Raw genomic sequence first — 26302 nt, 5'->3', positions numbered from 1 at the left:
TGGCTCGGCAGGTTAGCGCTATCCACCGTGACGATCTCTTCGCTGCTATAGTGGGAAGCGGTCTGAATGGTTGTGCCACCACCCAATTGGTTGACATTAAAGTTAGTAGCAGCAGATGCTGCGCCAGTTACTAAAGTAGAAGCCAGTGCGATGGTTGTGATAAGTGCTTTCATGATGTATTCCTCAAACGGTTAAACTTAAAAATATTTACAAACTGTGATTTGTGCTGACTTATTTATTGCCAACGAACAGTTCAGAATCGTAACCATGGCTCGGCAGGTTAGCGCTATCCACCGTGACGATCTCTTCGCTGCTATAGTGGGAAGCGGTCTGAATGGTTGTGCCGCCACCCAGTTGGTTGACATTAAAGTTAGTGGCGGCAGACGCTGCGCCAGTTGCTAGAGTGGAAGCCAGTGCGATAGTTGTGATAAGTGCTTTCATGATGTGTTCCTCAATATTGGTGCAATCATATATTCATGCTAAGATCTGGTTATTGATTGAGCACTATTAACTTGTGCGCTATCAACTTGCAAACAATGTTATTTCAACTTAAGCTTGCATGCAAGTTAATTGTGAACAATCAATATATAAAAATTAGGAATAAACTAATGACAAAAAAAATAGAAGAGTCGACGCCACTACTAGAAAACTTAGCCTGCTTCTCACTTTACAGTGCAGCAAACGCGATGGTCAGAGCCTATCGGCCTGTATTGGATGAGCTAGACCTTACCTATCCACAGTATCTAGCTATGCTGGTGCTCTGGAGTGGCGATGCACTTAATGTGAAAACATTAGGTGAACAGCTGCACATGGATTCAGGTACAACCACCCCTTTGCTTAAACGAATGGAAGCAAAAGGCTTAGTCTTACGGGAGCGTTGTAAGCAGGACGAGCGTTCGTGCATTGTCCATCTGACTCAATCAGGTAGAGATTTAAAGCAACAAGCATTGAAAATACCTGCAGCGATGGGCGGTAAGATCTCGATCACCCAAGAAGAAGGGGAGAAGCTGAAGTATTTGTGCGATAAGTTGCACGATGGGCTTGTCGCTAACTAAGGCTAATCTGAGACCAAAGCTAGATTAGTCTTAGTGCGTATTGATACCAACCTCATCTACAGCTGAAGCCTGATAGTAGTAAACACTAACTATCTGTCAATGTGATAGATCACTTCAGGCATGGACGCTTAATTATCAGCTCGGGGTTCTCTTTCTCCCGATATGGATCATGAAATTCACTTGATGAAAGGTGCTTGGGATACAGCATTAGAGCGCTTCTATCGGCAGCAATGCCGCCCGTGGGATGATTGCAGATACCTTATTGCATGAGGTATGCGTACATAATTTTGCACGCAAAATTGAAAATTTGATCGTTGAATAACGATTGGTAACTGCGTTTAGAAGAAAAGCAAAAGAAGATCTCCCTCACTGCAACATCATAAGCGCTGACAAATGGCGGCAAACAATATGGCCGTTGATAACAGCCTAAACTAAACGGATGCCTCGGCTAACGACTTTACCGACAGCCCAGAGGGCCGTCGATTTATCCATTCTCTCCGTTGTTAGGGGCAATCTTTGCGCTTACCTAGAGTATAGTTTTGTGTTTGATCTGAACTAATGGCGGTATATGTCTTGGGATTATCTGCGGGGCTACAGACAGTTTGATTGGTTGACACCGTAATATTACCCGTCCAGGTATCACCAGCATCAATAGAACCAACGTAACATGCATAATAACTAGAGGTATTGGTACATGATACGGCGTAATTACCACTACCGGACACACCGTTAAATTTCACTCCGTTACTCATAATTGCCACACTACCGCTGATAATCAAACTGTAATCCGAGTCATTACTATTATCATCACTCTCCTCAGTCTCTCCGTCATCATTGCTCCCACCGGTATTGTCATCAGTGGGTGTATCATCGCTGTCGTCAGCGTTGTCATCACTCGTAGTATCATCGCCGTCGTCAGTGGAACCACCGCTCGATGAGCTTGGTGGAGAACCGCTGAGTGAGAAAAGTAACTTCCCGGCTTCAACCGGATCATCTTGCGCCACAATAGAAGATAACTGCACCGACTGAGCACCAAAACGATCTTCCCAGCTGACAGTCATCTCAATCGTTTTATAATCAGGTGCAGTATGGTTTGTCACCACCCAGTTGTCGGTATAGATCGCATTCGTGCCGGTCACCGATGAGCTACCCGTGACAATGCCAGAATTATAATCACTCAAGGTGGCAAAGTTGCGCATCTCTTCAAGCTTTTGCTCGGCAATCACCAAGCCCTCGGCCATCGCTTTACTGTAGGTACTTTTACCCATGGTTTTGTTTTGCATAGCACCGAGTGCTATCACACCAAAAGCTAGAATAAGCACAGCAATAACGAGTTCTAGCATCGCTATGCCTTGTTGCGAATGAATATTACGTATGTTTTTCATAAACCCTCTTAGAAATCTTTCCAGGTACCCGGAAACTGCGGGGCTGTTTCTATTTTAAGACCGCCAGTATCTCCGTTACTGACTTCACTCCAATCATAAATTTCAGTATTCGCGGTCATTTTCGATATACCACCGTTAACACCAACCGTGCCATATACGGTGGTTCCGCCCCAGCCATTGGAGCCCGCACAATCACTATCAATGAACACAACACCATAAAATGTTGGGTTGCCATTAATTTTTGGACAATCCGCTACAGCATCAAAAACAACAATAACGGGAGATGTCGCAGATCCCCATGAGGTATGATAATTTGACGTACTCGTGACCCATACAACGGTACGATCAGCATCAGCAACACCATCTGCGACCTCCTGATCAGCGATAGCTTTCATTCCGCTTCTAGAAACACTGAACAAGCTATCCCAAATATCGCCGGTAAAATCACTTGTGGCTATCCCGCCGCCATGCACATCTAAATGCCCTAGCTCGACACAACTACTGCCATCGGATTCTGTCGCTGACTGTGAGGTCACAATCGCATCCCCATAGGGGCCAGCCCCCGAACCACTATCATAACCAGCAGGATAAATATCCGGGTTGCCTTTAGCATCATCAAAACAGCCATCAATCATCATCGGCGGCCCGGTCGTGCCAGGGTTGGTTAGCAGACTGTTCGTGTATATATATCGCTGTACCTGCGCGGTAATATTCGCCTCGCTCGTAGCTGACACCACGGCGGTTACCAAAATGTAATTTGGCTCAGCCGTAGCTCTTTGGTAACGAATGACCGCCGAGTAAATATCTGTATTTGAACTACTAATCGTCGGCATCGCTATCGTTGGACTCGCCGTTTCAACGCTCCCAGAAACGGTCCAGCTAGGGCTATTCTCGGTATACCAAGCAATACCGAAATCCAAAGCAGAATCTGCAGCGTGGCGAACCTCTTTAGCCCGCAGGTCGTTAACGCTAATGCGCTGCTCCATTCGGCTGGATTTAACGAGGGCAAACGAGGCTAACGAGGCCGCAAATAAGATAATCAAGCCGATCGTCAATGTCGTAAAGCCCCGCTGAGCACCAGCCGTGCCGCGAGCGCGATAGAGTATAGACAGTCCAGATTTTTGTTTTTGCATCATCACATGCTTACTCTATGGGGCCGAAGAAGTGTATTTATCGTTACGAATTTTCACCGTGTCCGTCAGCGAAACCGAGCTTTCAGTATGGCTCTTTAACCTACCAGACAGGTTCATATCAACATCCCGGATATACTGACAAGGATCGCCTGAGGTACATGGGCAGCCCACTGTTTCTGTATTGATATTTAAACAACTGGTATTAACCGTGAATGTCAGCGATGTCACCTCAATTTCAGGCGTCGTTAGGTCTTCCCACCCCGCCATATCTGTACAGGCAAAGGTGTTACCGCTGGTTCTCATTTGCAGTACTGAAGCATTAAGTCGATAACCAAACTGCTCCATATCACTCGCGGTAACCGTGCCGTCATCAACCGTTTTATCACCGTCGAGATCATAGCTAAGCAAGACACACGAATTGGCTGCCTCGCCGGTAAACTGTGCGACTGACAGATCATTCACGCCACTAACAAAGGGATTATTCGTAAAGTCATCGGTGCCCGGCACTCCGCCAAAATACCCCGCTCGACGAATATCCTGAGCTATCACAGTCGCCGCCGTGCGGAGTTCTTCTACCAACCGTGTTTGGTTGATGGTATTTGCGCTAGCAGTCACCATCGATACATACACCTGCAATATAGAGCTGATAACCAAGAGTCCCAGCGTAATACTGATCATTAACTCAACGAGTGAGCTACCTCGCTGTGCAGCCATAGGTTTCAACATGCGGAGTACTTCGTCATCGAAGCATTAGGCGTACAAATGCGAACCCGCCCAAGCGCGGTCACAGAGATCTGTAACTGTTCACCGGAAAGGGTTGCTAAACTAACCAGACCACTTGTGGCTTTACTTCTAATCGCCGAAAAACGAGTGAAGCTATCTGCGCCAAACACAGAAGACGTCATATTCACGCCATCAAAGCTGCTACTATTAACCGTTTTAAGTGTACTCACACCGCCACGATCCAAAACACAGGCATTCGCATCGGTGATATCGGTAAGGGCGCAATTACAGTTGCCATTAACACTCAAGCCATAACACCAGTTATTGGCACCATCAGTGGTAAAACTAACGCTGACTTCCGCGCCACTACCCCGCGTTATCACCTCGGTGCGAGCAAAGTTCAAATCACTATAAATAGCTTCACCAGCCACTTCTAAACGATGTTGGCCGATAAAAGTGCTAAAAGAGGGAATCACCGCTGTTATTAAAATGGCCAATACAGTTATGGTCACTAACAGCTCGATTAATGTAAAACCGGCATTTAGAGGCCGATTTATGGGGTTAATCATATACATTTCAGTGAGTTACCAAATCAATAATACTACTCAACCAAGTGATCCAAATACGTATTGGTTAAGTAAAAGAAATTAGCGTAGTCTTCACGTTCCTTGTTAGGCGTATATGTGGCCCGAGAATGGTGTAACACACAAGGACGCGCCCATTGTACCCTTTCTCGTGCCAAAGTAAGGTGTAGGATCTGACATTTTGAGTAGTAAAGGGTGAGTTTAGTGCGTTTGAGAAATCAACAATCCGGTTTTACATTGATGGAACTACTGATTGCCGTCGCCATTGTCGGCATTCTTGCAGCAATTGCGCTGCCGAGTTATCTGGACAAGGTGCAGCAAACCCGTCGGGTCGATGCCATCAATAGCTTGATGGCCATTCAGCTAGATCAAGAAGAGTGGCGGGCTAACGATATAAACTATGGCACCTTAAGTGAGATCGGCTGGTCTGCATCTTTAGATGGCTACTACAGCATGGCCATCGTTTCTCAGTCAGCCGTAGGCTTTATTGCCACCGCGACACCGGTTGCTGGCAGCAGTCAAGAAGATGATGACTGCGGCACATTTGCCATCAACCAAGACAATCCACTCCATACCGGCAGCTACGCCAGCACCTCATGCTGGAATAGATAACAGCCGCCGCTAATTAATACTCAAGCAGATATGCGGGCTGGCAGCATAAACAGGCGGTTAGCGGTTAGCGGTTAGCCGATGGCCTATAGCGCCTCATGCTTAGGCGATATGCCGGCGATAACCAATCGCCATTAATGCTCTTCAGGCTCCAGTAGAAACTGGGTCACAAAGAGGCGAACTGTCGGCGCCACTACCACGAAAAGCAGCAGAGCATAGGGGATAATCTGCCCTATCACCGCTCCCCAAGTCGCCATAAAATCCCCTTCTACCGGCAACATCCGATAACTCATAATGGCTGTCATTCCCAGCAACATCGTTGGTAACACCATTGATGCCATCAACGGGTATTGAAATTTTCTAGGAAATTTTTTCATCGGATCGTTCCTGTTGTTTAAATAATGATGAAAATATAACATCGGCCATATCGTTTCAAAACAGCCAATAAAGAAACCCAAGCGTGCATATATGAAAGCTAAGGATATGACCAATTTATATTGGTTTTGCCAATCAGTAGAGTACGGTAGTTTTGCCGTGACCAGTCTGCATACAAAGGTATCAGCGCCAACGCTTTCCCGTGCGGTAGCTCACTTAGAGGAACAATTAGGGGAAAAGCTACTACACCGGCATGCCAAGCAATTTCAGCTCACGACCGCCGGTAATGAGTATTACCAACGTTACGCACCCATTTTCAAACAGCTACACGAACAGTGGCAGCAGTTATCCAATCGGCAGCCAACATTAACCGGGGATATTCGGGTCTCTTGTCCAGAAACCTTTGCCGATAGTTTCTTACAGCAAGCCGCCATTGAGTTCATGGCGATTCATCCTGAAGTCAATATACATATCGACTTTTCCTCCGACACTGAGAGTTTTTTTGATGATCAAATCGATTTAAGCATATCGACTAATCCGCCCAAAGCCCCACATCTTGTGCAACGCCGCCTGTTTGATATGACATTGACCCTAGTAGCATCACCAAGCTACTTAGCTAAACACCGATCACCAACGTGCGTTGAAGATCTGCTGCAACATGATTTATTGGCCGGCAACACTATCCCCTATTGGGAGTTTAAACAGGCTAACAAGCCCCTGCGCATCCCATTAAAGCCCAAGTATTCGATCGATAGTTTACGGCTTATCATTCAGGCCACATGTGCTGGGGTTGGTATCTGTATGATACCCAGCATTATTGTCACTCCACTGGTCGAGAATGGCCGCTTAGAGATATTGCTGCCGCAAGTCGAGTGCCCAACCGGTATTGCCTATATCGTCTGGGCTGATCGCAAACTACTCTCAGCACGGGTGCAGGCATTCCGAGATATGATCATTGAGCGGATGAAACAACCGGCAAACTTTTTATCGACCATCTCCCCTCAACAGCCATGATCATCACCGCTTCAACCGATACAGCGGCACTTCATCTCGCCCGGCCATTGAACCTCGCTAATGAAAACCTGAGATAGTGAGCCGGGCGATACCATCCATAAAGCGAATGACTAGACGGTCTGTGCTTGTTCACGTTTATCGAGAGTGCCCGATAACCAGGTGAGTAGCAAAGCCACCAGCACGATCAACGCGCCAATCCAAGGAGTATCCATTAGCGACATAGTATCGATAATAAATCCGCCCAGTAACGAGCCTAAGGCGATGCCAACATTAAACGCTGCAATGTTAAGGCCGGATGCCACATCCACCGCCTGCGGTGTGTATTTTTCCGCCAACTGCACAACATATACCTGCAATCCCGGCACATTACCAAAAGCAAAACCTCCCCACAGCAACACGGTTAGTACTGCAGTCAATGGATTTCCAGCCGTGTACGTAAAGGTCAGCAACACTAATGCGAGTGCACTAAAGATGATATACAGCGCTTTGATCGGCCCGATTTTGTCGGCTAAACGACCACCCCAGATATTCCCCTCCGCCACCGAAACACCATACACCAGTAAAATCAGGCTAATCACGCCGGTATCAAAACCAGATACCTGCTCCAAGATCGGAGCCAAATAGGTAAAGGCAACAAAGGTACCACCATAACCAACAGCGGTCATTCCATAGACCAGCAACAACCTTGGCTGGGTCAAAACACTCAACTGTTGAGAGATGTTCGCAGGTTTCGCCTGCTTTAAACTGGATGGCACCAACCATGCGCTACCCAGCAACGCAGCAAAACCTAAACCGGAGACAACCAGAAAGGTAGCCCGCCAGCCAAAGTGCTGGCCAATCCAAGTGCCCAATGGGACACCGGTCACCAAAGCGACGGTTAGCCCGGTAAACATAATCGCAATGGCACTGGCTTCTTTCTCCTTGGTTACTAGGCCGGCGGCAATCGTTGAGCCGATAGAGAAAAAGACACCATGTGCGAGACCGGTAATAATCCTAGCGGTCATTAATGAACCATAATTTGGAGCTAACCAAGCCAATAAATTACCCACCACAAACAGTGACATAATCGTCAGCAAAACCGTTTTACGATTCCAACGGCCCGTCAACGCAGTTAATACCGGCGCACCGATAGCCACACCCAAAGCATATAAACTAACCAACAAGCCCGCTGATGGTAGAGAGACGCCCAGATCCTGAGCGATCGTAGACACCAATCCGACAATCACAAACTCGGTGGTGCCAATAGCGAAAGCGCTGAGAGTCAGCGCAAATAGAGCAATAGGCATAAAATGTTCCTCTTGATTTAGATTGCAGAGGATTATGCGCAGTGATAATTTTGCAAAAACAGTAATAATCACAAATTACTTTTACGAATATGACAATAGTGTCCCGCACCGATGATCTCGAAATACTATTAGCCGTGGTCGACTGCGGTGGATTCTCTGTCGCGGCACGCAGGCTAGATCTTCAAATTGCTCGGGTCTCACGGGCGGTCACCCGACTGGAAAAAGAACTCGATTGTACATTACTGAATCGCACCACTCGCCAGATTGATCTCACCGAAGAGGGGCGTTTATTTATCTCCGCGATACGCGACGGTCTCGGCCGATTAGCAGAAGCGGAAGACCTGTTACACACTCTCAAAGGATCGCCCAGCGGCAGGCTTAGAGTCGATGCCGCCACGCCCTTTATCTTGCATCAGATGATCCCTCTTATGGCAGGCTTTAGATCCACTTATCCTGACATCCAGCTGGAATTGATCTCCAACGAAAATATAATCGATCTTATTGAACGACGTACCGATATCGCCATCCGCATCGGTGCACCTAGCGATTCCAACCTGCATGCTCGACAGCTCGGACGAAGCCCTGTGCATATTGTCGCCAGCCCGGATTACTTCGCTTGCGAGGGTCAACCCGCCAGCGTAGATGATCTCTCTCGTCACCAACTGATCCGCTTTACCGATAGCCCCACGTTAAACCGCTGGCCATTACAAACACCTCTCACTATTCAGCCGACCCTCAGTGCCAGCAGCGGAGAAACCATTCGTCAACTCTGCTTAGCCGGCCAAGGTATCGCCTTACTGTCAGGATTTATGATTAACGATGACCTCAAAAACGGTCGACTCATCGAACTTTTTGATCGGGCCATTATCAGCCCGAATTCACGTGAGCAGGTGCAGGCAATGTATTATCGTCATACGGCCTTATCGTCTCGCATTAGTGCTTTTCTCGATTATATTCAACCTCATCTAAGCCTCTAAAATAACGACATAAAAACAGCAACATAGCCGGTCAAGATAGCCGACTAGCAGTCAGTATTTCTGTCCCCCAAAGCCAGCCACCGCCCTATTGCACTAGTTCATATCTCGCAAGCTAAGACCATTGTTTAACCCCTCTGCATTGACTCTGTGTACTTTTTGACCTTATATTAGATATATCTAATAAATATAAAACTGACAGTTTCTCTGGAGACAATGTATGGCACATATCATTATTCTCGGTGCGGGTCTTGGCGGTGTTCCCATGGCCTATGAAATGAAAGATCTCGCAGGGCCAGACGATACAATAACCGTTGTGAGCGATAAAGATTACTATCATTTCGTACCGTCTAATCCATGGATTGCGGTCAACTGGCGTAAGCGTTCAGATATCACCGCTGCCCTAGCGCCACCGCTAACCAAGCGCGGTATTAAGTTGGTCGTTAACGCCGCCAAAAGTGTCCACCCCGAGAGCAACGAATTAGAGCTCAGCGACGGCTCCAAACTGTCATATGATCATCTGATTATCGCCACCGGCCCCAAATTAGCCTTCGACGAAATCGAAGGTCTCGGCCCGCAAGGTTTCACCGCCTCTGTTTGCCATATCGACCATGCCGAAAAAGCCTGTGATCAATGGATGGCATTAGCCGAAGAACCCGCCCCCATTGTGGTCGGCGCCGTTCAGGGTGCCAGTTGTTTCGGCCCGGCCTATGAAACCGCCTTTGTCATGGATGCCGACCTGCGCAAACGAAAAATCCGTGATCAGGTTCCCATGACCTTCGTCACCTCAGAACCCTATATCGGGCACCTTGGCCTAGATGGCGTGGGGGACAGCAAAACCATGCTCGAAAGCGAGCTACGTAAACACCATATCGACTGGATCTGTAACGCTAAGATCGACCGTATTGAAGATGGCCTCATGCACGTTATCGAGTGCGACGAACAGGGCAAAGAAAAACAGCGTCATCAACTACCCTTTGGCTATTCAATGATGCTGCCCGCCTTTACAGGTATCGACGCCGTGCGAGATATTGACGGTTTGGTCAACCCTCGCGGCTTTATTATTATCGACAAGCACCAACGTAATCCCGCCTATCCCAATATTTGGGGCATCGGTGTGGCCGTTGCGATTGCACCGAAAAAGCCCACTCCCGTCCCTACCGGCGTGCCCAAAACCGGCTTTATGATTGAGAGTATGGTGACCGCCACCGCCCGCAATATCCGCGCAACCTTGGATAACCAGCCGCTTGAAAATGAAGCTAGTTGGAACGCCATCTGCCTAGCGGATATGGGTGATAATGGCATCGCCTTTGTCGCCATGCCGCAGATCCCCCCCAGAAACGTCAACTGGATGAAATCTGGAAAATGGGTTCATCTGGCCAAAGTCGGCTTCGAGAAATACTTTATGCACAAAGTCCGATCTGGCGTTAGCGAGCCCGTTTTTGAGAAATTCATTATGAAAACGCTAAGAATTGACAAGCTAAAGCACGAGCGTCACAACCCTTAATAGCTAGAGGTCACTGGGCCTGAGGCGAACTAACCCTTGCAGATCGCATAGCTGCTCTAAACAGCCCTGTAAGGTAAATACGCGAGGAGCATCTCTAAACCGGAATACCCGATACAAGTGATAGCGCGTTGCATGTTGCTACGACAAACGAAGCTCATTCGGTGTGATATAAAAAAGTGTGCTTGGCTGTTTTGACTTCAATTAAGCGATCAGAACCATCTTCCCCTGAGAAGCGAATATCAGAAAGTCATTCTGATATTCGCAAAACAGCGTTATTAACGGCTGCTCATGATGTATCCCATGCGTTTCATAAGCCTATAAAATAATCAGCACCAAAATAGCGCAAATCAACCTTACCCCCATCACCCTTCGCACCAAAACAAACCATTCAATTTATCCGGAAGATTGTTTCCACACGCAGCCGCTCTTTTTGCCATGACGGCATAATAATTGCTTAAAATATCTCATATATTTTTTATACACTGTCTGAGGGTAGTCGTCGTCATGGCTCAGCTTAAAAGTAGTTCAATGAACCTCAGCGCGCAGGAAAGAAAGTGGCTTAACTGGTTTGGCAGCACCGGTAAATTAGCGATGTATAAATCCTGCTTTCTAAACCGTCATACCTATTCATCGGTGGAACAAACTTTTGAAGGCATTGCCGCCACTCGGGTGAAAATTCTCAACCAGTGGGTCGAGCATCAATGGGATCAGTTAGCCTTTATCGCTGAACATCTGGCACCAACCCTTGCCAATATCGATCTGTCTTGGCTCAATCAGCGCCTGTCATCGAGCCGTGATTTTTCTGAGCTGTTTGTTATCGACTTGCAAGGCAAGGTAATCAGTTCGACCCATAGCGCTCATATCGGAGCCTCCGATCTTATCCACGCCGCTTGGTCTGAAGGAGTTAAAAAACCGTTTCTGCACGGCCCTTACACCGACTCTCTAACCTTAGATATCGGCGCCTCTAGCTCTAACTTCCACGATGAAGTTACCCTGATGTTCTATCAGCCCATCGAGCAAAATGGCGAGTCTATCGGGGCTATTTGTGCCCGCGTCCCGAACGATGTGCTCGGCGACCTAATCCAACGGGAAGCCGGCCATATCTATCCGGAATCCGGTGACAACTATATTTTTATGGTCGATTCTCATTTCGACCGAAGTATTCAGCAGGGCACCGCGTTATCCCGCTCCCGCTTTGAAGATGATACTTTTTCCCACGGCGAAAATTTAAAAAGCGGTGTCCACACTCGCTGGGGCACGGTCAGCGTCAGACACCATACCGAGCTAGAGTTACGCTTTACCGATCCCGCCACAGGCCAACTCCATCCGGGTGTGCGCGAAACCATTCGCAACGGTGACAATCTATTTATCACCTACCCGGGTTATTCTGATTACCGCCACATTCCGGTGATCGGCAAGGGAGTCACCTTTCAACTAAAAGGCTCACCCGACCGCTGGGGCATGATGTGTGAGGGTGATTTAGAGGAGGTCTATCGTCGTCGTTCTATCAACCTTAGTTTAATGAAAGGCTTTGGCTTTACCGCCGCGGCGATTCTGGGTATTAACAGTGCCCTGCACACCTTCACCGAGCTGCCTCAATATGCGATTGATGTTTTGTCGCTGCTGCTATTGCTGGTAACCACTCTGATGTTTCCTAAACTCAGCACCAACCGGCTAGCATCGCGACTCGATGGTATGACCGAGGTTATTCGCACCATTGCTGAGGGTGAGGGCAACTTACGACAACGTATCGCGCCCCACCAGCTAGTCGCTGATGAGACCGGTGATATGGCACGCTGGATTAATAGCTTTATTGATAGCCTCGATGGCATCGTCGGCCAAGTAATCACGTCCAGTAGCCATGTGAAACAGACCAACCAAGCGATGCTTGATACCAATAAAGAGGCCTACCAAGTGTCGGCGGAGGTAAGTGACGCGATTCAAGAAATATTGGTACTGCTCGAAGAACAACTGACTGAGATTAGTCAGGCCTCAACCACGGCAGAATCCCTCAAAGAGGCGATGGACAGTGTCGTTTCAGAGGCACGCCAACAATTTGAATCGGTGCGGGCAGGCACCGAAGATATCCGTAATATTGTTGAAACATCGGCAACCAAGGTTAATTCACTGAATAGCCGCACTGTCGAAGTCGGAAACATTATCGGTGTGATTAGTGATATCACCAACCAAACTAATTTATTGGCCCTCAATGCGGCTATCGAGGCCGCCCGAGCCGGTGAACATGGCCGGGGCTTTTCGGTGGTTGCTGAAGAGGTACGTGGCTTGGCCCATCGCACCGCCGCCTCGGCGAATGAGATTCAGCAGATGATCGAAGGGATTCAGCAAGAAACTCAAAGCGCCGTGGATTTTATGGAATCGGGGGTGCAGGATGTTGATCGCAGTTTAAGAAAGACCGAACAAGCCTCGAGTGAAAACACCCGACTGCACAATCTCGTGGAACATATGTTCCTAGCCATCAAACAGCTAGATGAGAACAGTCAGCGCCACGGTGATGCTGCTCGGCGGGTGGGTGTCTCAGCAGAACAGATGAATGGCTCGATTGGTACGCTACAAGAACGCTCCACCTCGGTGAAAAACACCGCCCATAAGCTCAATCAATTGGTCAGTGTGTTCCAAGTCAGTGCACACTAAAGTGCAACTCAAACAACCCCCGTTGCAGCAAGCTATTGCAACAGGGTTGATGCGTTTAATCCTCTTCGCGATAACGATCATGGCAGGATGAACAATTATCAACCAGCATCTTGAACACCGCATGAGAGGACATCTGTCCTAGGATTTGCGGATCTTCCATCCCCTGTTCAGACAGATTCGCTGATGCCATGTTGTTACCGATCTGATTATCGGCGGCGAGATACAACCCTTCAGCCATGCGAGTCTGGCGCTCGGACAAGGTTTTAAAACGCTGCCACTCATCCCAGATCAGTGGTTTAGCTTCCGAGTGCCTCGATAGACTTCCTTCGGGAAACAGCTCTGTAATAGCATCACCCGAGTGAATTTTAATCGTCTCAGCCGCCTTACGGATGGTGTCTGCGTTATAGTCGCTTCTACCCTTAAAAATCGCCCCTGCCGCTTTCACCGAGTCTTTCATCTCTTCCATCGAATCCATGCGCTGCTTCACTATGCCCGTGGCACCGCCGTGGGCCAGCACCTGCTGTGTCGTAAGCGCGGCAAACGCCATAAGGCAGATGGATAAGATTATTTTTTTCATGGCTCTATGCCTTCCTTTATCAATCAAAACTCGACCGTCGACAATGCCGACCAGCGAACAAAATAGTGGTGAGTATAAAGGTTTAAGTCCTATCAATGCCAATCGAATCAAGGCCTCACAGCCTTAATCCGTGCGTCGTTTAATCGCCACCGCGGTTCTCAGCCGACCACTACCAAAGGCAGACATCTTATCAAAATCCTGACGGGTGATAGGTAGGTATTGGCTGTCGATGGCTAATTGGCTAAGTTCACCGGCATCAGGGTCATGCACATAGAAACAGCGTTCATCAATACCGGTCACCGCGACCCAATGGGGTGCCTTCTTACCATCGAGCCTAAAGGTGCTGATCAACACAATCACGGCATAGTCCGCCTGCAACCAGTCAGAGATCCGCTGCTGCCCCACTTCATCATAGATCACATCGATATGCGCATCGTTAGCCGCTTTTTCGACAAACTGCTGATGCACCACTTCCATAACCTCTTTCTTATGCGCCGAACGAACACCGTCAACAAACAGTGGCGCTTCGGTATTCATAAACACTTCAGCACTGAAGCCCCGCTGGCTTGCGGCTAAAGCCAATCCCAACGGGTGACAACCGCCGTGTCCGGTCGTCATAAACACGGTTGTCGCTTCTCGCCAGATATCCAGTTCTTCCTGCTGATCCACCAGCCGTGTCTCATCGAGACTGGCCATCGCCATCATCAGCGCCGCTGGGCCACAGGTAAAATGGGTGGTTTGCTGATACCAAGGTGTTAAACGCTGGGTTTTATCAACACTGAGGTACTGAATTGTTTTCTGCATCCGCAGGGCATCGGTGTGATCTTCGTAATAATCATGATATTCACCGAACACTCGATAACCCCGGCGGCGATACAACTCCATGGCCGCTTGATTCGACTTAGCCACCTCTAGCCGCATAAACAGATAACCCCGTTCAGCTGCTCGCGCCTCTAACTCGCCCACCAGCCGCGTCGCAATGCCCAAGCCTCGTTCATGGGATAGCAACGCAAGGGAGTATAGACGCGCCAAGCGGGTGCCTTTATGGCACCAAACTAGCCCGTAACCCACCACTTGCTGCTTTACTAAGGCTACGATCAAGACCCCATGCGGGGCTTTAATCCAATGGCGCAAGCTACGTCGATGCAGGCGGTCGCCAACAAAACAATCGTTCTCGATCTGTTCCAAGCGATCTAAATCATCGAGATTAGCCAGACGAAACAAGACCGCTGTTGCCTCTATTGCGGGCACTGCCGCTATTATCGTCATCGCTTAACGGCCCCGTAATTCAAAGCGCCGCAGAAACTCATGCATCACCTGCATATACAGTTCTTCCCCTAAGTAAAGATCTTCCACACCGCTATCAAGGCTAGGGTTATCGTTAACCTCAATAACATAAGCACAATCATTGACCTCTTTAATATCAATACCGTACAGGCCATCACCCACTACAGCAGCAGCTTTTAACGCAGCATCCAACACCGTCCGCGGCACTTCAAAGGTTGCCAGGGTATCGAAGCCACCGGAGAAATTACGCTTCGATCCGTGGTTATAAATCTGCCAATGGTTGCGCGCCATATAATACCGACAAGCATAGATTGCCCGGCCATTTAGCACCCCAATGCGCCAGTCATAATCGGTAAACATATACTCCTGCGCGAGCAGTAGTGCAGACTCTTGGAACAGCTGATCCAATAAGGTCTTCAGTTCATCACGGCTGCCAGCTTTAAACACCCCCTTGGAGAATGAACCCTCCGGCAATTTAAGCACCAGTGGATAGCCAAACGCCGTTTCAAGACCGTTTAGAGTCGCCTCATTCGCATCGGTAATAAACTGCGTTTTCAGGCTCGGAACCTGTTTGTAATTAAAGGCATCATGCAGATACACCTTATTACAGCACCGCAGTATCGAGCTGGGATCATCCAATACCACTAGGCCGTTTTCCTCCGCTTCGCAGGCTAAACGATAGGTATGATGATCGATCGCCGTGGTTTCACGGATAAACAGACCATCAAAACGATTCAGATGGCTTAACTCATCCGCCGTGACCCTTTGCACTCGAATACCAAACTTTTCTGCCGCTTTAACAAACCGGGAGATCGCCCGCTTATCGCTGGGGGGAACCTTCTCCTGTGGATCCACCAAAATCGCTAGATCCCAGCGATACTTTTTACCCGGGCCTTTTTTGTGCCAACTGATACGGGCATAGTCATCCATCACCCGTAATGCAAAGTTAAGCTGCTCAGGGGTCAGCGAAGTCAGGGAGCAACGACTCAAGTGAATACCGTTGCCCGCATCACTCACATCACAAGTCATTTGCAGCAACGGTGCCGGAAATTGCTGAAAAGCGTGGCGGGCGATTTTTTTAAACCGTTCATCGGCGATTTCACCCATACAGATTAGCTGTGTGCCCAGTGCTGCCAATTCACCATCGTACAATGAATGACTTATCCACAGCGGAGCATCACCACGACTTCGCAATGCATTGATCACCTTAACGCTGGGCAACACCTGATGTTGACGAGCTTCGGCCAATAAAGAGCAGTAATAGCCCTTACTCAGATAGCGCTCGGTATCACAAAGGTTAATGATGCGGATTTTGGGTTCGCCCCGTTTAGGGTAGTCCCGCAAATAGGTTTCAAAGGTTAGAGTGTTGGATGGCAAACCGGATAACGAAACGTCATCATCTACCACAAAAAGCGTTTTATACATCTGTCAGTCCAAAAGTTTAGGGTGATGCTTGAGCACATCATTAACTGACGGTTTGGGCACCCCACATTCACAGGGTTGTTAAGTCGTTTTGATTCGCGTATTTCAGAATCGATTTGTATGCGCGTTACGATAGTTGACCGACAACGCGCAGATCCGAAGCGCAGTTACTGCGCAAATTTTTTAAGGTGAGCCAGCACTTCGGCTAATATCCCAATGCCCTCATCCACCTCTTTTTCAGTCAATGTCAGCGCCGGCATAAAGCGCAGTGAATCTTCCCGGGGTGCGTTCAGCAACAGGCCGGCGTCTCTGGCTAATTCCACTATTTTTGACGCACTAAACGCGCCGGTGTTAATGGCCAACAACAGCCCCTTACCTCGCGTAGCCCCCAACCCAAAGTCGCTTGCTAGCACCGCCAACTGTTCGCAGAAATAGTCGCTAACCCGCGTAACCTGAGTTAAAAAGTCAGCCACCAAGACCTCCTGCAAAACCGCACCCGATACGGCACACATCAATGGGTTACCGTTATACGTGCCACCCTGATCGCCATAATCAAAACAACTAACTGCTTCATCGATCACCATGGCGGCAATCGGCACACCACCACCCAAGCCTTTACCCAGGGTCATAATATGTGGTTCAGCCTGGTACTGCTGATAGGCAAACAGACTACCGGTACGGCCAATGCCGGTTTGTACTTCATCGACAATCAATAACACATTATGCTGTTTGCACAGCGCATCGAGACCAGCAACAAATTCAGCATCAGCCGGAATCACCCCCGCCTCCCCCTGAATCAGCTCTAACATAATAGCCACGGTTTGCTCATCAATAACCGCTTCAGTGGCAGCTAAATCATTATAGGCAATCTTGGTAAAACCACTGACTTTCGGCTCAAATAAAGGGCCGAAGGCCTCTTTGCCGGTGGCCGACATGGTAGCCAATGTCCGGCCATGGAAACTATGGTCGAAGGTAATGATTTTATAGGCGCCTTGTTTGTGTTTTTGGCCCCACTTACGAGCCAATTTAATCGCCCCTTCATTGGCCTCTGCACCGCTATTGGTGAAAAACACCTGATCAAACCTTGAGTTGTCACACAACAACTCGGCCAGCGCCAACATCGGCTGATTATAAAAAGCCGGGCTCGGGTTAATCAGTTGTGCCGATTGCTTGATCAATGCCTGCTGCATCACCTCAGCACTGTGGCCTAACGTATTCACCGCCCAACCCTGTATCCAGTCAAGATAGCGTTTACCATGTTGATCAAACAGATAGTGACCTTCGCCGCGCATAAAGCAGAGCTCCGGCCGTGGGGTAATGGGAATAAGGTAGTGCTGCTTCTCTGACCATCCATCTGCAGATGAACTGTTCATCTAGGTATTCCTTTTCAATCATTTATTTAAGACAAAAAAAACCGCAGGGGTTACCTGCGGCTTGTTTAGAATTTCGTGGGCTTAGACGGTTATCGTCGTCGGCCTTCAACACCCCAACAGACACAGGTAATCGATACACGGCGTCGCAATGTATTGAGGTAGTCGGTGACTGATATCTGTGTGTTGCTCTGTGATTTCATCATTCTGCGAGTATCGAACTAATTATGTTTGCGGTCAATACTATTTTGGGGATTTTTTAACCTATTCTTGCAACGCTGTCATCGACAAACACCGCAGCTTTATTTAGCCATCGGCATGGTTAACTGATCCTTTAAGACACTCTGCATCAAGGCGGTAAAGTCCGCTTGAGGGTAATACCCTAAGGTTTCCGCCGCAACAGCCAGTGAACAGCTATCCTGATGTGCCTGATGCACAATCGCCGAAGCAACATCATAGCCAAGCTGTGGGGCCAGCAGTGTAATGACCGACAGGTTATCCGCCATGTGCTGTTCAATCTGTTCCCTATTTAACGCTAACCCCGCTATACAGTTGTCGGCAAAGGAAACCATCGCGTCAGTTAGCAATTGCAGGCTTTCCATCAGGTTATGAATAATCACCGGGCGGTAAGTATTCAACTGTAGCTGCCCCTGCGAGGCCGCCATTGAAACGGTCAAGTCATTACCGAAGACCTGCAAACACACCATACTCAGCGCTTCACACTGAGTCGGATTAACCTTACCGGGCATAATCGAACTACCGGGTTCGTTGGCAGGCAGTTGCCACTCATTGAAGCCACATCGAGGGCCGCTACCTAATAGGCGCACGTCATTAGCCAGTTTCAGTAGCGCCGCAGCTAACTGCTTTAATCCAGCGCTAAAACGTAACGAAGCATCTTCGCCGGACACCGCCGCATAGCGATTTTCATGAGCACTGAAGGGCCAACCGTACTGTTGTGCCAGCACCTTGGCGACCTGCTCGCCAAACTTAGCCGGGGCATTACTGCCTGATCCCACGGCAGTGCCGCCTATCGCCAATTTATAAATAACGCTAAGGCTATCATTTACCGCGTCTCGTGCTTCTGTCAGTTGGGTAATATAAGCAGATAACATTGCGCCAATCGTCAGCGGCAACGCATCCATCATATGGGTATGGCCTACGGCGTAAACAGCAATAAATTCTGTTTGTTTTTCTTGCAAGCGCTCGATCAGGTGATCGATGGCAGGTAGCAATTGGTGATGACTCTGCTGCGCCACTACCAGATGCATCCCACTGGGAAACACATCATTAGATGACTGTGACATATTGACGTGATCATTGGGATGAATCGCCTCGCCGGCCGGTTTATCCGTGCTCGCTTGAAAACGGTTTGCCAGGGTGCAGATCACCTCATTGACGTTCATATTGGTCTGAGTGCCGGAGCCGGTTTGCCAAACGCTTAGCGGAAACTGATCTCGATGCTCGCCTTGCAATAAGGTATCACAGGCTTGAATAATAGCCTCATAGTGCCCCATCGACAAACGCCCTTCGCGATGATTCACCTCGGCGCAAGCACGCTTTATCGCCACCAGCGCGATTATAAAGTCCGTCTCAAAACATTGTTTACCAATATTAAAATTGATCAGTGAACGCTGCGTCTGTGTGCCCCAAAGCGCTCCTTTATCGACCACGACTGGGGCGAAATGATCCTTGGCTTGCCCCTGTTGATGGCTATCCTTGCTATTTTTACGCTTGCTTTTCATAGTCTCGCCTCAGTTTGTTAGCCACACGCTAAATCGCAGTTTGCTAACGCTTTAACTATAGGCTAGACGAGCCCGTTTCTCTATTTAATCGCATGGGTAATAAACTGTTGAATAGCATCATTTTCGACCGGATTGGCGATCGCCGGACTGATCAATTTAGGCTTAATCAGATAGCCCTTATCGATAAGGCGAGTAACCAGTGACAATTGGGCAATCGACACCTTACCGCTCAATAGATTGCTAAAATCTTCACGGGTTTCATAGGCGTTGAGCATCTGGTGCAACCCTTGCAGATAGAGATAGTCTTTAGTCAGGCCGCCACCTCGATAGACCCGCGCAGTGATAGTGAAGGCTTGCTCATCGGCAACATGGTGTTGCTCTTTTAGTAACAGGAAGGTTTTTTTAAAGTCGTTCTCTTCAATCATCGACTCAACCGCCAGTACCCGTAGCGCCAACACTTTCAAACGGGGCAGCGTCATGAAACCAGCCAGATATTCGCTCAGAATTGCCAGCCCTTCTTGGGTCATGGTATTGACCGGGCAACCCATCGCCAACACTCGCAGGGGCTGACTGCGCGCATTGAGTGTCGTCACCAGATGCACGCCTAGCTCATGATGCGCTAAGGCATTAACCTCGGTAGACGAGATCAATGCCGAACTATTCACCTTAACTGTGGTGCCCGACACCAGTGCATTAGCGATCAGGCTATCGTCCAGTTTAATCTGATATTGATAGCTTTCCCGCTGCGCGAACGCTTCAAGGTTGGCCACAATATCCGCCGCACCGAGCAGCCTATCGCTGCTCTCTTCCGTATCAGGCAAGTGCAGTATGAAGTTGGCATTGCGACTATCTTTCTCACTCGGTTCACCGTAATAACGCAACGAATCATAGAGAAAGTCTGGCGTGCTGATCGATTTATATTGATCGATTTTATCCACATAGGATTCAATAACACTGCTGTAGAGCGTGAATAGATCTTCGTCGCCCAACTTATCTACCGGTAAATTAAATAGATCCCGCTTCAGCCGGAATGAATCGATTGGCCTCGTTGCGTAACTAAAATTTGGGCTTTGGGAAAAATTAGAGGCAAAAAAAGCCAGCTTCTCTTGGCGAAAATTCTGCGGTGATACCGCATCAAGAATATTGATCCCCTTAATCTGTTCAAACAGGGCGGTATCTAAGGTTTGTATCCGAGCCATCTCTACTGTATCGACACTCATTATTTGATCCTTGCTGAACGCGCTGACGAGGCGTCGACTTTACGGTGAACTCCGCGGGTAAGCATGGTCAGCCGGGCTTCAAGCAGCTCGACCCCGGTCAAAATAATCACCACGAGAAATGACAACTTCACTGCCGGTAAGCGATACCCCAAACCAATCAGCACCCCTAAAGCCGCCAACATCCAGATAGTCGCCGCCGATGTTACGCCGATGACCTCGCCATGCCGGGCAAGCATCACACCCGCACCAAGAAAACCAATACCGGTAATCACCTGCCCGATAATCCGGGTTGGGTCTATCGTTTCGCCTTGCAGCAAAAAAGCGCTGGCAAGAAACAAGTAAGTGCCCACGACAATTAACGCCGAAGTACGAATACCGACCGGTTTGCCGCGAATCTGACGTTCACAACCAATCAGGGCACCACAACCAATGGCGGTGCCAATAGAGCCCCACTCAAACGGCTCAATACGCACTAGCGCATACAGGATTTGCAGCCATTCTGATTGGATATCCATCACCGTCATCGTTGCCCGATGTCATTGAACAACAACTGCTTCGAGGCTAAAAACTGCTGCCCCAACTGTCGAATGGCGGTAGCATTATCCTGCTGTAACACCTGCGCCAATAGCTCTTGCGCTTCAGTTTGAGAAATCTCTCGAACGATCCATTTAATCAACGGAATTTTTGCCGCACTCATGCTCAACTGTTTAATGCCCATCCCCAGCAATAACACCACCGCCACGGGATCGGATGCCATCTCACCACAGACACTGACCGGCAAGTTCAACTGTTTAGATGTGGTGGCGATCCGCATCAGCTCATGTAAAACAGAGGGGTGCAAAGGATCATACCATTTACCCACCAGCGGACTATTACGATCCAGAGCCAGCAGGTATTGACTCAAATCGTTAGTGCCAATGGAGATGAAATCCAGTTTTTTACGCCAGAATGGCAGTAATGCTATACAGCTAGGCACCTCGACCATAATCCCAATCTTCGGTAAACAGACCGGCACACCTTCATCCACCAGCTGCTGATGAACCTCATGAAGTACCGCCAAGCACTGATCTAACTGTTCGGTTGAAGCGATCATCGGCAACATCAGATGGACCTGCGGGTTGCCAGCGGCAGCGGTTAAAATAGCCCGAAGTTGAGTGATCAACAGGGGTAAGTTATCCAGTGTATAGCGAATGCCACGCCAACCCAGTGCCGGGTTATCCTCTTTCACCACCGGCAGATAAGACAGCGGCTTATCGGCACCGATATCCAATGTCCGGAAATACACCGGCTTATCCTTATAGTGGCTAATCAGGTTGCGATAGATAATCTCCTGATCATCTTCCGATGGCAGGCTCGAACGGATCATAAACGGCACTTCGGTACGGAACAGACCAATCCCTTCTGCACCATATCGCAAGCCGGGCAACACATCTGCTTGTAAGCCCGAGTTCGCCAACAAAGTAATTCGAACACCATCGGTGGTCACTGCGGGTAACTGACTGTCCGCCTGTAAGCGCGTTTCCAGTGTGCGTCTTTCGAACAGTGTGCGCTGATACTCTTTGAGCGTGCTCGGGCTCGGGGAACAGATCACCTGCCCAGCATCACCATCGACAACCAGTTGATCTCCGGTCAACACCGGCACTTCCCCGATCCCCATGACCGCAGGGATACCTAAAGCATTGGCAAAAACGGCAATATGCGATAGTGAACCGCCGGCAAAACAGACAATACCTGCTAACTGTTCGGTGGTCAGGTTAACGATATCCGACACACTAATATGATCACCCACCAAAATCAGTGGTTCATTACCGGCGGGCATCTCCGGTTCAGCGGTTTTCTGCCAGATCTGATACAGCTTAGCGCCTAACTGCTGTATATCCTCATGCCGTTCGCGCAGATAGGGGTCTTCCATCGCCTTAAACTTATCAGAAAAGAACCCAACCGATTGTTTAAGTGCCCAAGGTAGCTGAAATCCCGCCGCTATCTCGTCGAAGATCCGCTGTTCAAACGTAACATCTTGCAAAAGCATCTGATAGGCGTCGAGCACCGAAGCGAGACCTTCGCCTAGGGTATCCTTAATCGTATTACGTTCGTCCTGAAGTTGCTTAACAGCTTCAGCTTTGACACTCGCCCAACGGCTATATTCCAACTCGGCATTCGAGGCTTTTAGCTTTTGAATATCGGCAAGCCTTGGTAACTTGCGCATAAAAGCACGGCCGATAGCGACGCCCTGAGCACCACTGATACCGGGATAATGCTTCGCTTTAGAACGGCCAGGAAACACCTCTTTCGGATAGGTGGCCAGCAACATCGCCAGATGGGTCGCGAGGGTTGAAAGTAACGCCACATAATCAGAGGGCAACACTTCGGCACGACGGCTTTGTACCACCAAGACACCGTACACTTGGGCACGGTAAACCAACGGCACACCGCAATAACTATGAAAACGTTCCTCTTTAGATTGGGCGACGAAATAATATTCAGGATGCTCGTGAGGCTCTTTAATATTGATAACACTTTGCAGCTGCATCACGTGACCAACCAAGCCTTGCTTAGCCGGGATAACCACCGAATGCTTACGCACCAAGCCGTGACTGGCGACCAACCGCATACTCTCATCCCGCTGTTTGAGATAGAGACTGCAGACATCGACCAACAGCGTTTCACTGATCGCATCAACAATATGTTGAATCTGCGCCTCGATAGTATTCGCTTTCGCTGCTGATTGAATAATTTGAGTGAGTTTGACTAATGCACTCTCACTAGAATCCTGATTCATAACTCCCGCCTTGATGCTGTCACCGACTCTAATTCGACACCCAAGCTAGGCCACACCTAGATAGCATCATCAGACCGACTAAAATGAGCACAGTTAATGCTGTGCTATAAGCTAAAAAATACGTCTCTCATCTCGGTAAGCTAACGTGGCTTAATTTACCTCGATATTGCAGGTCGCTTCCGAGCTAAACAAGAAGTAACCGATACGATGTTCGCCACGCTCAGTATACTGATAGGGCGCACTGACATAATGCTGTTTTGCTGCGCCGACAACAATCCCTTGATGACGAAGATAAGCCGCCAGCGAGGTGGGCATCTGCTCATCTTGCTTCACATGCCAAGCGATCAAGCACTGCCCCGGATCCTCTGCGGGTCGATTATCCGCAATGAAAAATTCGGTTTTAGGGCTTAATAAGCGCGCATCATCGAAGTAGAGGCCGATGTTCGCCACGGTTAAATTGCTATCACCAATGATAGTGCCGCCGTTAAATCCTTGCTCTCTGAGTTGCTCGGCGATATCAGCCGAAGGGTACTGCATGCGGTTCACATTGCGCTTCATATAGGGCGCCAGCCAAAACTGACTAAAACGCAACACAATAACGGTAACGGCGAAAAAGATAATCACCGAACGCAATAACATCTCCCGCCGGGCTGTTACCCCCATGGCATCGGCGCGACTGAGGAAATACAGCGGAAAGATAAACAGTAGCGGCTGAAACCAGCGGTTCTGAAAATGCGTCGCCCCCATCACCATAATCAAAGCAATACATACCAGCAAAGCCGCCAATAAAAAACGTGCCGTAAGTAACCGGTGAATATTCACATTATCAGCGGGTAATGCCCGATAGGCAGACGGAAATAACAAGGTCAACACCAGCCACACAAGGATCAAGAACTCTACGGCACTCTTTATCAGACTCGACAAACCACTGATCACCCCAGCTAGATAATCCGTTTGTTGTCCTTCACCGACCTGATTAGCGATAAAGCCACTAATCTGATCCTGATGCGCCAAAGCCCACAGCAGATGAGGTGTTACAAGTAGCAACCCCAGCACGGCAGATATGAGAATACGTCGATCTAACAATAAACGTCGATAGCCCGGCAATGACACGGCGGCCAACAGGAGACTCAAGGCAAACAGCGCAAAGCTGTATTTCGCCAACATACCACACGCCAACAACACACCCAGAGCCAAATAGCCACCGAGAGAGCGTTGTTGATAAATGCGGATAACCGTATAGAACGTCGCCGCGGCAATCGCAGTGGCCAGTACCGAGTGAGTCAGATCTCGCACGGATTCCCAAGCGATACTGGGTATCAAAAAGAGTGAAAACGTCGCCCACAGGGCGATCCGTGGTTCGCGAATAAGGCAACGTGCCGTAAGCCAGGTAAACAGATAGATGACAAACAGTAATAACGACTTCAACAGGGTCAGTGCAAAGATCCCTTCACCGAAGAGTTGAAAAAACGACCATTGAAGCCAGCTATAAAGCGGCGGCTGAGTGTTATACCCCCAAGCTAACTGCTGCCCTAGAATCAGCTGTTCAGCCTCATCCAGTTCCAGCGTGCCTCCCATCGCCAAACGTATGAGCAAGTGCACCAGCACATAGCCAAGTAGTAACCCTATAAAAAGTCGAAAAGATGATGCGGATTTAACAGAGAGGGACACCGGCAGTCCTTAATCTAAAACCTATCGAAGCCATATGTTATCACTGCGACAGACAAAATCGAGCACTGTTCAGCTTCAAACTAACAATCAATGGGTGTTATCACCAGCACTCTCCGATGCCTGCCAATGCAATGCCTAGGGCTGTGCCGCTATTGCAACGATCAACTATCGGGATCGACCCGATGACTGTTGCCGCTGTTAATACGATACCAGCCGGCAATGCTATAGCGATCGGCTTGGGCTGGCAGAACCTCATGGGGAAATTCTTCACTAAGAAACACCACCAAGGTGCCGAATTCTGGCAGCACTTGCAACAACGGTTCGTTACCTTCGTCGGGATAGACCAGCAGCTCACCGCCATCCTCAATCCGCCAATCCGGATTAAGATAAGCGACCACCGTGAGCACGCGATTTTGCTGCCCGCGGAAAGCATCCCGGTGAACCTTATAAAAATCACCGGCCTGATAATGAGCATAATGACTTTCAAACGAGAACAAGCCTAAAAACAACCGTCGATTAATCGCTTGCTGTAGCTCCCCAGTCCACGCTAACCACTCACGCCCCGGTTCGGTGCTGTTATCAATCCAGCAGATCTCATCACGACGGATCGTTTCGGCTTTAATGTGAGCGTCCTGACGGCCAATACCCGCTCGACTAAAGCGGTCTTTAGGTAACGCCCTAACTTCTACCGCTAGCGCCTGACACAGCGGCTCAGGTAGCGCATGACTAAGCACTGAATACCCTTGCTGATAGATCTCTTCAGCAATCTGTTCGAACAGCTCGTTGGCTGACATGACCGGTTCCCTATTTAACACATCATTAGATGTGTGCATTTGACCGAAAAAAAAGAACGCAGGCAATCACTATCGACCATCAAGCAGCAGTCAAATCACAGACCATAAAAAAGGCCGCAATAGCGACCCCGGTATCAAAATGC

23 protein-coding genes are annotated in these 26302 nt (G+C 48.9%); 6 read left to right on the top strand and 17 right to left on the bottom strand.

Annotated elements, in window-relative coordinates; all coding sequences use genetic code 11:
• Positions 1–231: 231 nt before the first annotated feature.
• On the bottom strand, positions 232–441 hold the full coding sequence (locus ACN0T0_RS12650) for a hypothetical protein (RefSeq protein WP_417226608.1): 210 nt from the start codon (positions 439–441) through the stop codon (positions 232–234).
• A 167-nt stretch (positions 442–608) separates the two neighbouring features.
• On the opposite strand from ACN0T0_RS12650, the gene ACN0T0_RS12645 reads away from it, so the two are divergent.
• On the top strand, positions 609–1055 hold the full coding sequence (locus ACN0T0_RS12645; protein ID WP_417226606.1) for a MarR family winged helix-turn-helix transcriptional regulator: 447 nt from the start codon (positions 609–611) through the stop codon (positions 1053–1055).
• 503 nt (positions 1056–1558) lie between these two features.
• Here ACN0T0_RS12645 and ACN0T0_RS12640 read toward each other — a convergent pair.
• From ACN0T0_RS12640 to ACN0T0_RS12625, 4 genes are read right to left on the bottom strand one after another with little or no spacing between them, the layout of a single operon-like run.
• Complete coding sequence (locus tag ACN0T0_RS12640; RefSeq protein WP_417226605.1) at positions 1559–2440, bottom strand: type IV pilus modification PilV family protein; 882 nt, start codon at positions 2438–2440, stop codon at positions 1559–1561.
• A gap of 8 nt (positions 2441–2448) precedes the next feature.
• Positions 2449–3573, bottom strand: coding sequence for a pilus assembly PilX family protein (locus ACN0T0_RS12635; RefSeq protein ID WP_417226603.1), 1125 nt, complete (start codon positions 3571–3573; stop codon positions 2449–2451).
• Positions 3574–3588: 15 nt separating this feature from the next.
• Positions 3589–4287, bottom strand: a complete 699-nt coding sequence (locus tag ACN0T0_RS12630; RefSeq protein ID WP_417226601.1) for a hypothetical protein — start codon at positions 4285–4287, stop codon at positions 3589–3591.
• A gap of 5 nt (positions 4288–4292) precedes the next feature.
• Positions 4293–4865, bottom strand: a complete 573-nt coding sequence (locus tag ACN0T0_RS12625) for a GspH/FimT family pseudopilin (RefSeq protein WP_417226599.1) — start codon at positions 4863–4865, stop codon at positions 4293–4295.
• Between the two features lie 219 nt (positions 4866–5084).
• On the opposite strand from ACN0T0_RS12625, the gene ACN0T0_RS12620 reads away from it, so the two are divergent.
• The gene (locus tag ACN0T0_RS12620) at positions 5085–5492 is read left to right on the top strand and encodes a type IV pilin protein (RefSeq protein WP_417226597.1); all 408 of its coding nucleotides are present in this window, start codon (positions 5085–5087) and stop codon (positions 5490–5492) included.
• A 131-nt stretch (positions 5493–5623) separates the two neighbouring features.
• On the opposite strand, the gene ACN0T0_RS12615 is transcribed toward ACN0T0_RS12620, so the two are convergent.
• A complete protein-coding gene (locus ACN0T0_RS12615) occupies positions 5624–5866 on the bottom strand; it encodes a hypothetical protein (RefSeq protein WP_417226595.1) in 243 nt (80 codons plus the stop codon).
• Between the two features lie 106 nt (positions 5867–5972).
• Here ACN0T0_RS12615 and ACN0T0_RS12610 point away from each other — a divergent pair, with 106 nt between their 5' ends.
• Positions 5973–6878 (top strand): LysR substrate-binding domain-containing protein, encoded by a 906-nt coding sequence (locus ACN0T0_RS12610; RefSeq protein WP_417226593.1) that lies wholly within the window; start codon positions 5973–5975, stop codon positions 6876–6878.
• 110 nt (positions 6879–6988) lie between these two features.
• On the opposite strand, the gene ACN0T0_RS12605 is transcribed toward ACN0T0_RS12610, so the two are convergent.
• Positions 6989–8164, bottom strand: coding sequence for an MFS transporter (locus tag ACN0T0_RS12605; protein ID WP_417226591.1), 1176 nt, complete (start codon positions 8162–8164; stop codon positions 6989–6991).
• A gap of 95 nt (positions 8165–8259) precedes the next feature.
• Here ACN0T0_RS12605 and ACN0T0_RS12600 point away from each other — a divergent pair, with 95 nt between their 5' ends.
• From ACN0T0_RS12600 to ACN0T0_RS12590, 3 genes are all read left to right on the top strand, one after another.
• Entirely contained in the window at positions 8260–9141 is an 882-nt protein-coding gene (locus tag ACN0T0_RS12600; RefSeq protein ID WP_417226612.1) for a LysR family transcriptional regulator, read from the top strand.
• Between the two features lie 217 nt (positions 9142–9358).
• Positions 9359–10645 (top strand): NAD(P)/FAD-dependent oxidoreductase, encoded by a 1287-nt coding sequence (locus ACN0T0_RS12595; protein ID WP_417226589.1) that lies wholly within the window; start codon positions 9359–9361, stop codon positions 10643–10645.
• A gap of 504 nt (positions 10646–11149) precedes the next feature.
• Positions 11150–13297, top strand: coding sequence for a methyl-accepting chemotaxis protein (locus ACN0T0_RS12590; protein WP_417226587.1), 2148 nt, complete (start codon positions 11150–11152; stop codon positions 13295–13297).
• A gap of 55 nt (positions 13298–13352) precedes the next feature.
• Here ACN0T0_RS12590 and ACN0T0_RS12585 read toward each other — a convergent pair whose 3' ends face one another.
• From ACN0T0_RS12585 to ACN0T0_RS12540, 10 genes are all read right to left on the bottom strand, one after another.
• Positions 13353–13874: a c-type cytochrome gene (locus tag ACN0T0_RS12585; protein WP_417226585.1), complete on the bottom strand. Its 522-nt coding sequence runs from the start codon at positions 13872–13874 to the stop codon at positions 13353–13355.
• Between the two features lie 123 nt (positions 13875–13997).
• Positions 13998–15143 (bottom strand): GNAT family N-acetyltransferase/peptidase C39 family protein, encoded by a 1146-nt coding sequence (locus ACN0T0_RS12580; protein WP_417226583.1) that lies wholly within the window; start codon positions 15141–15143, stop codon positions 13998–14000.
• A gap of 3 nt (positions 15144–15146) precedes the next feature.
• On the bottom strand, positions 15147–16586 hold the full coding sequence (locus tag ACN0T0_RS12575; protein ID WP_417226581.1) for a RimK family protein: 1440 nt from the start codon (positions 16584–16586) through the stop codon (positions 15147–15149).
• A 164-nt stretch (positions 16587–16750) separates the two neighbouring features.
• On the bottom strand, positions 16751–17956 hold the full coding sequence (locus ACN0T0_RS12570) for an acetylornithine transaminase (RefSeq protein WP_417226579.1): 1206 nt from the start codon (positions 17954–17956) through the stop codon (positions 16751–16753).
• Between the two features lie 299 nt (positions 17957–18255).
• Complete coding sequence (locus tag ACN0T0_RS12565) at positions 18256–19695, bottom strand: class II fumarate hydratase (protein ID WP_417226578.1); 1440 nt, start codon at positions 19693–19695, stop codon at positions 18256–18258.
• A gap of 80 nt (positions 19696–19775) precedes the next feature.
• A complete protein-coding gene (locus ACN0T0_RS12560; RefSeq protein ID WP_417226577.1) occupies positions 19776–20915 on the bottom strand; it encodes a flavohemoglobin expression-modulating QEGLA motif protein in 1140 nt (379 codons plus the stop codon).
• Positions 20915–21430 (bottom strand): MgtC/SapB family protein, encoded by a 516-nt coding sequence (locus ACN0T0_RS12555; RefSeq protein ID WP_417226575.1) that lies wholly within the window; start codon positions 21428–21430, stop codon positions 20915–20917. Before ACN0T0_RS12555 ends, ACN0T0_RS12560 begins: the two co-directional genes overlap by 1 nt.
• 5 nt (positions 21431–21435) lie before the next feature.
• Positions 21436–23694, bottom strand: coding sequence for a phosphoenolpyruvate--protein phosphotransferase (gene ptsP, locus ACN0T0_RS12550; RefSeq protein ID WP_417226573.1), 2259 nt, complete (start codon positions 23692–23694; stop codon positions 21436–21438).
• A 150-nt stretch (positions 23695–23844) separates the two neighbouring features.
• Complete coding sequence (locus ACN0T0_RS12545) at positions 23845–25365, bottom strand: ArnT family glycosyltransferase (RefSeq protein ID WP_417226571.1); 1521 nt, start codon at positions 25363–25365, stop codon at positions 23845–23847.
• A 161-nt stretch (positions 25366–25526) separates the two neighbouring features.
• Positions 25527–26159 carry a 2OG-Fe(II) oxygenase gene (locus ACN0T0_RS12540; protein WP_417226569.1) on the bottom strand — a complete coding sequence of 211 codons (633 nt, stop codon included), beginning with the start codon at positions 26157–26159 and terminating at the stop codon, positions 25527–25529.
• Between the last annotated feature and the right edge of the window lie 143 nt (positions 26160–26302).

Origin of the sequence: Amphritea sp., assembly GCF_048266285.1 — a bacterium.
In the GTDB taxonomy this organism is placed as follows: domain Bacteria; phylum Pseudomonadota; class Gammaproteobacteria; order Pseudomonadales; family Balneatricaceae; genus Amphritea.
Note: the sequence above shows the minus strand (reverse complement) of the source record. Positions and strands in the feature narration are given on the sequence as shown.

Coding starts and splice junctions, on each gene's coding strand:
- ACN0T0_RS12650 (WP_417226608.1), bottom strand. CDS start 441: ATGAAAGCACTTATCACAACTATCGCACTGGCTTCCACTCTAGCAACT.
- ACN0T0_RS12645 (WP_417226606.1), top strand. CDS start 609: ATGACAAAAAAAATAGAAGAGTCGACGCCACTACTAGAAAACTTAGCC.
- ACN0T0_RS12640 (WP_417226605.1), bottom strand. CDS start 2,440: ATGAAAAACATACGTAATATTCATTCGCAACAAGGCATAGCGATGCTA.
- ACN0T0_RS12635 (WP_417226603.1), bottom strand. CDS start 3,573: ATGCAAAAACAAAAATCTGGACTGTCTATACTCTATCGCGCTCGCGGC.
- ACN0T0_RS12630 (WP_417226601.1), bottom strand. CDS start 4,287: ATGGCTGCACAGCGAGGTAGCTCACTCGTTGAGTTAATGATCAGTATT.
- ACN0T0_RS12625 (WP_417226599.1), bottom strand. CDS start 4,865: ATGATTAACCCCATAAATCGGCCTCTAAATGCCGGTTTTACATTAATC.
- ACN0T0_RS12615 (WP_417226595.1), bottom strand. CDS start 5,866: ATGAAAAAATTTCCTAGAAAATTTCAATACCCGTTGATGGCATCAATG.
- ACN0T0_RS12610 (WP_417226593.1), top strand. CDS start 5,973: ATGACCAATTTATATTGGTTTTGCCAATCAGTAGAGTACGGTAGTTTT.
- ACN0T0_RS12605 (WP_417226591.1), bottom strand. CDS start 8,164: ATGCCTATTGCTCTATTTGCGCTGACTCTCAGCGCTTTCGCTATTGGC.
- ACN0T0_RS12595 (WP_417226589.1), top strand. CDS start 9,359: ATGGCACATATCATTATTCTCGGTGCGGGTCTTGGCGGTGTTCCCATG.
- ACN0T0_RS12590 (WP_417226587.1), top strand. CDS start 11,150: ATGGCTCAGCTTAAAAGTAGTTCAATGAACCTCAGCGCGCAGGAAAGA.
- ACN0T0_RS12585 (WP_417226585.1), bottom strand. CDS start 13,874: ATGAAAAAAATAATCTTATCCATCTGCCTTATGGCGTTTGCCGCGCTT.
- ACN0T0_RS12580 (WP_417226583.1), bottom strand. CDS start 15,143: ATGACGATAATAGCGGCAGTGCCCGCAATAGAGGCAACAGCGGTCTTG.
- ACN0T0_RS12575 (WP_417226581.1), bottom strand. CDS start 16,586: ATGTATAAAACGCTTTTTGTGGTAGATGATGACGTTTCGTTATCCGGT.
- ACN0T0_RS12570 (WP_417226579.1), bottom strand. CDS start 17,956: ATGAACAGTTCATCTGCAGATGGATGGTCAGAGAAGCAGCACTACCTT.
- ACN0T0_RS12565 (WP_417226578.1), bottom strand. CDS start 19,695: ATGAAAAGCAAGCGTAAAAATAGCAAGGATAGCCATCAACAGGGGCAA.
- ACN0T0_RS12560 (WP_417226577.1), bottom strand. CDS start 20,915: ATGAGTGTCGATACAGTAGAGATGGCTCGGATACAAACCTTAGATACC.
- ACN0T0_RS12555 (WP_417226575.1), bottom strand. CDS start 21,430: ATGGATATCCAATCAGAATGGCTGCAAATCCTGTATGCGCTAGTGCGT.
- ptsP (WP_417226573.1), bottom strand. CDS start 23,694: ATGAATCAGGATTCTAGTGAGAGTGCATTAGTCAAACTCACTCAAATT.
- ACN0T0_RS12540 (WP_417226569.1), bottom strand. CDS start 26,159: ATGTCAGCCAACGAGCTGTTCGAACAGATTGCTGAAGAGATCTATCAG.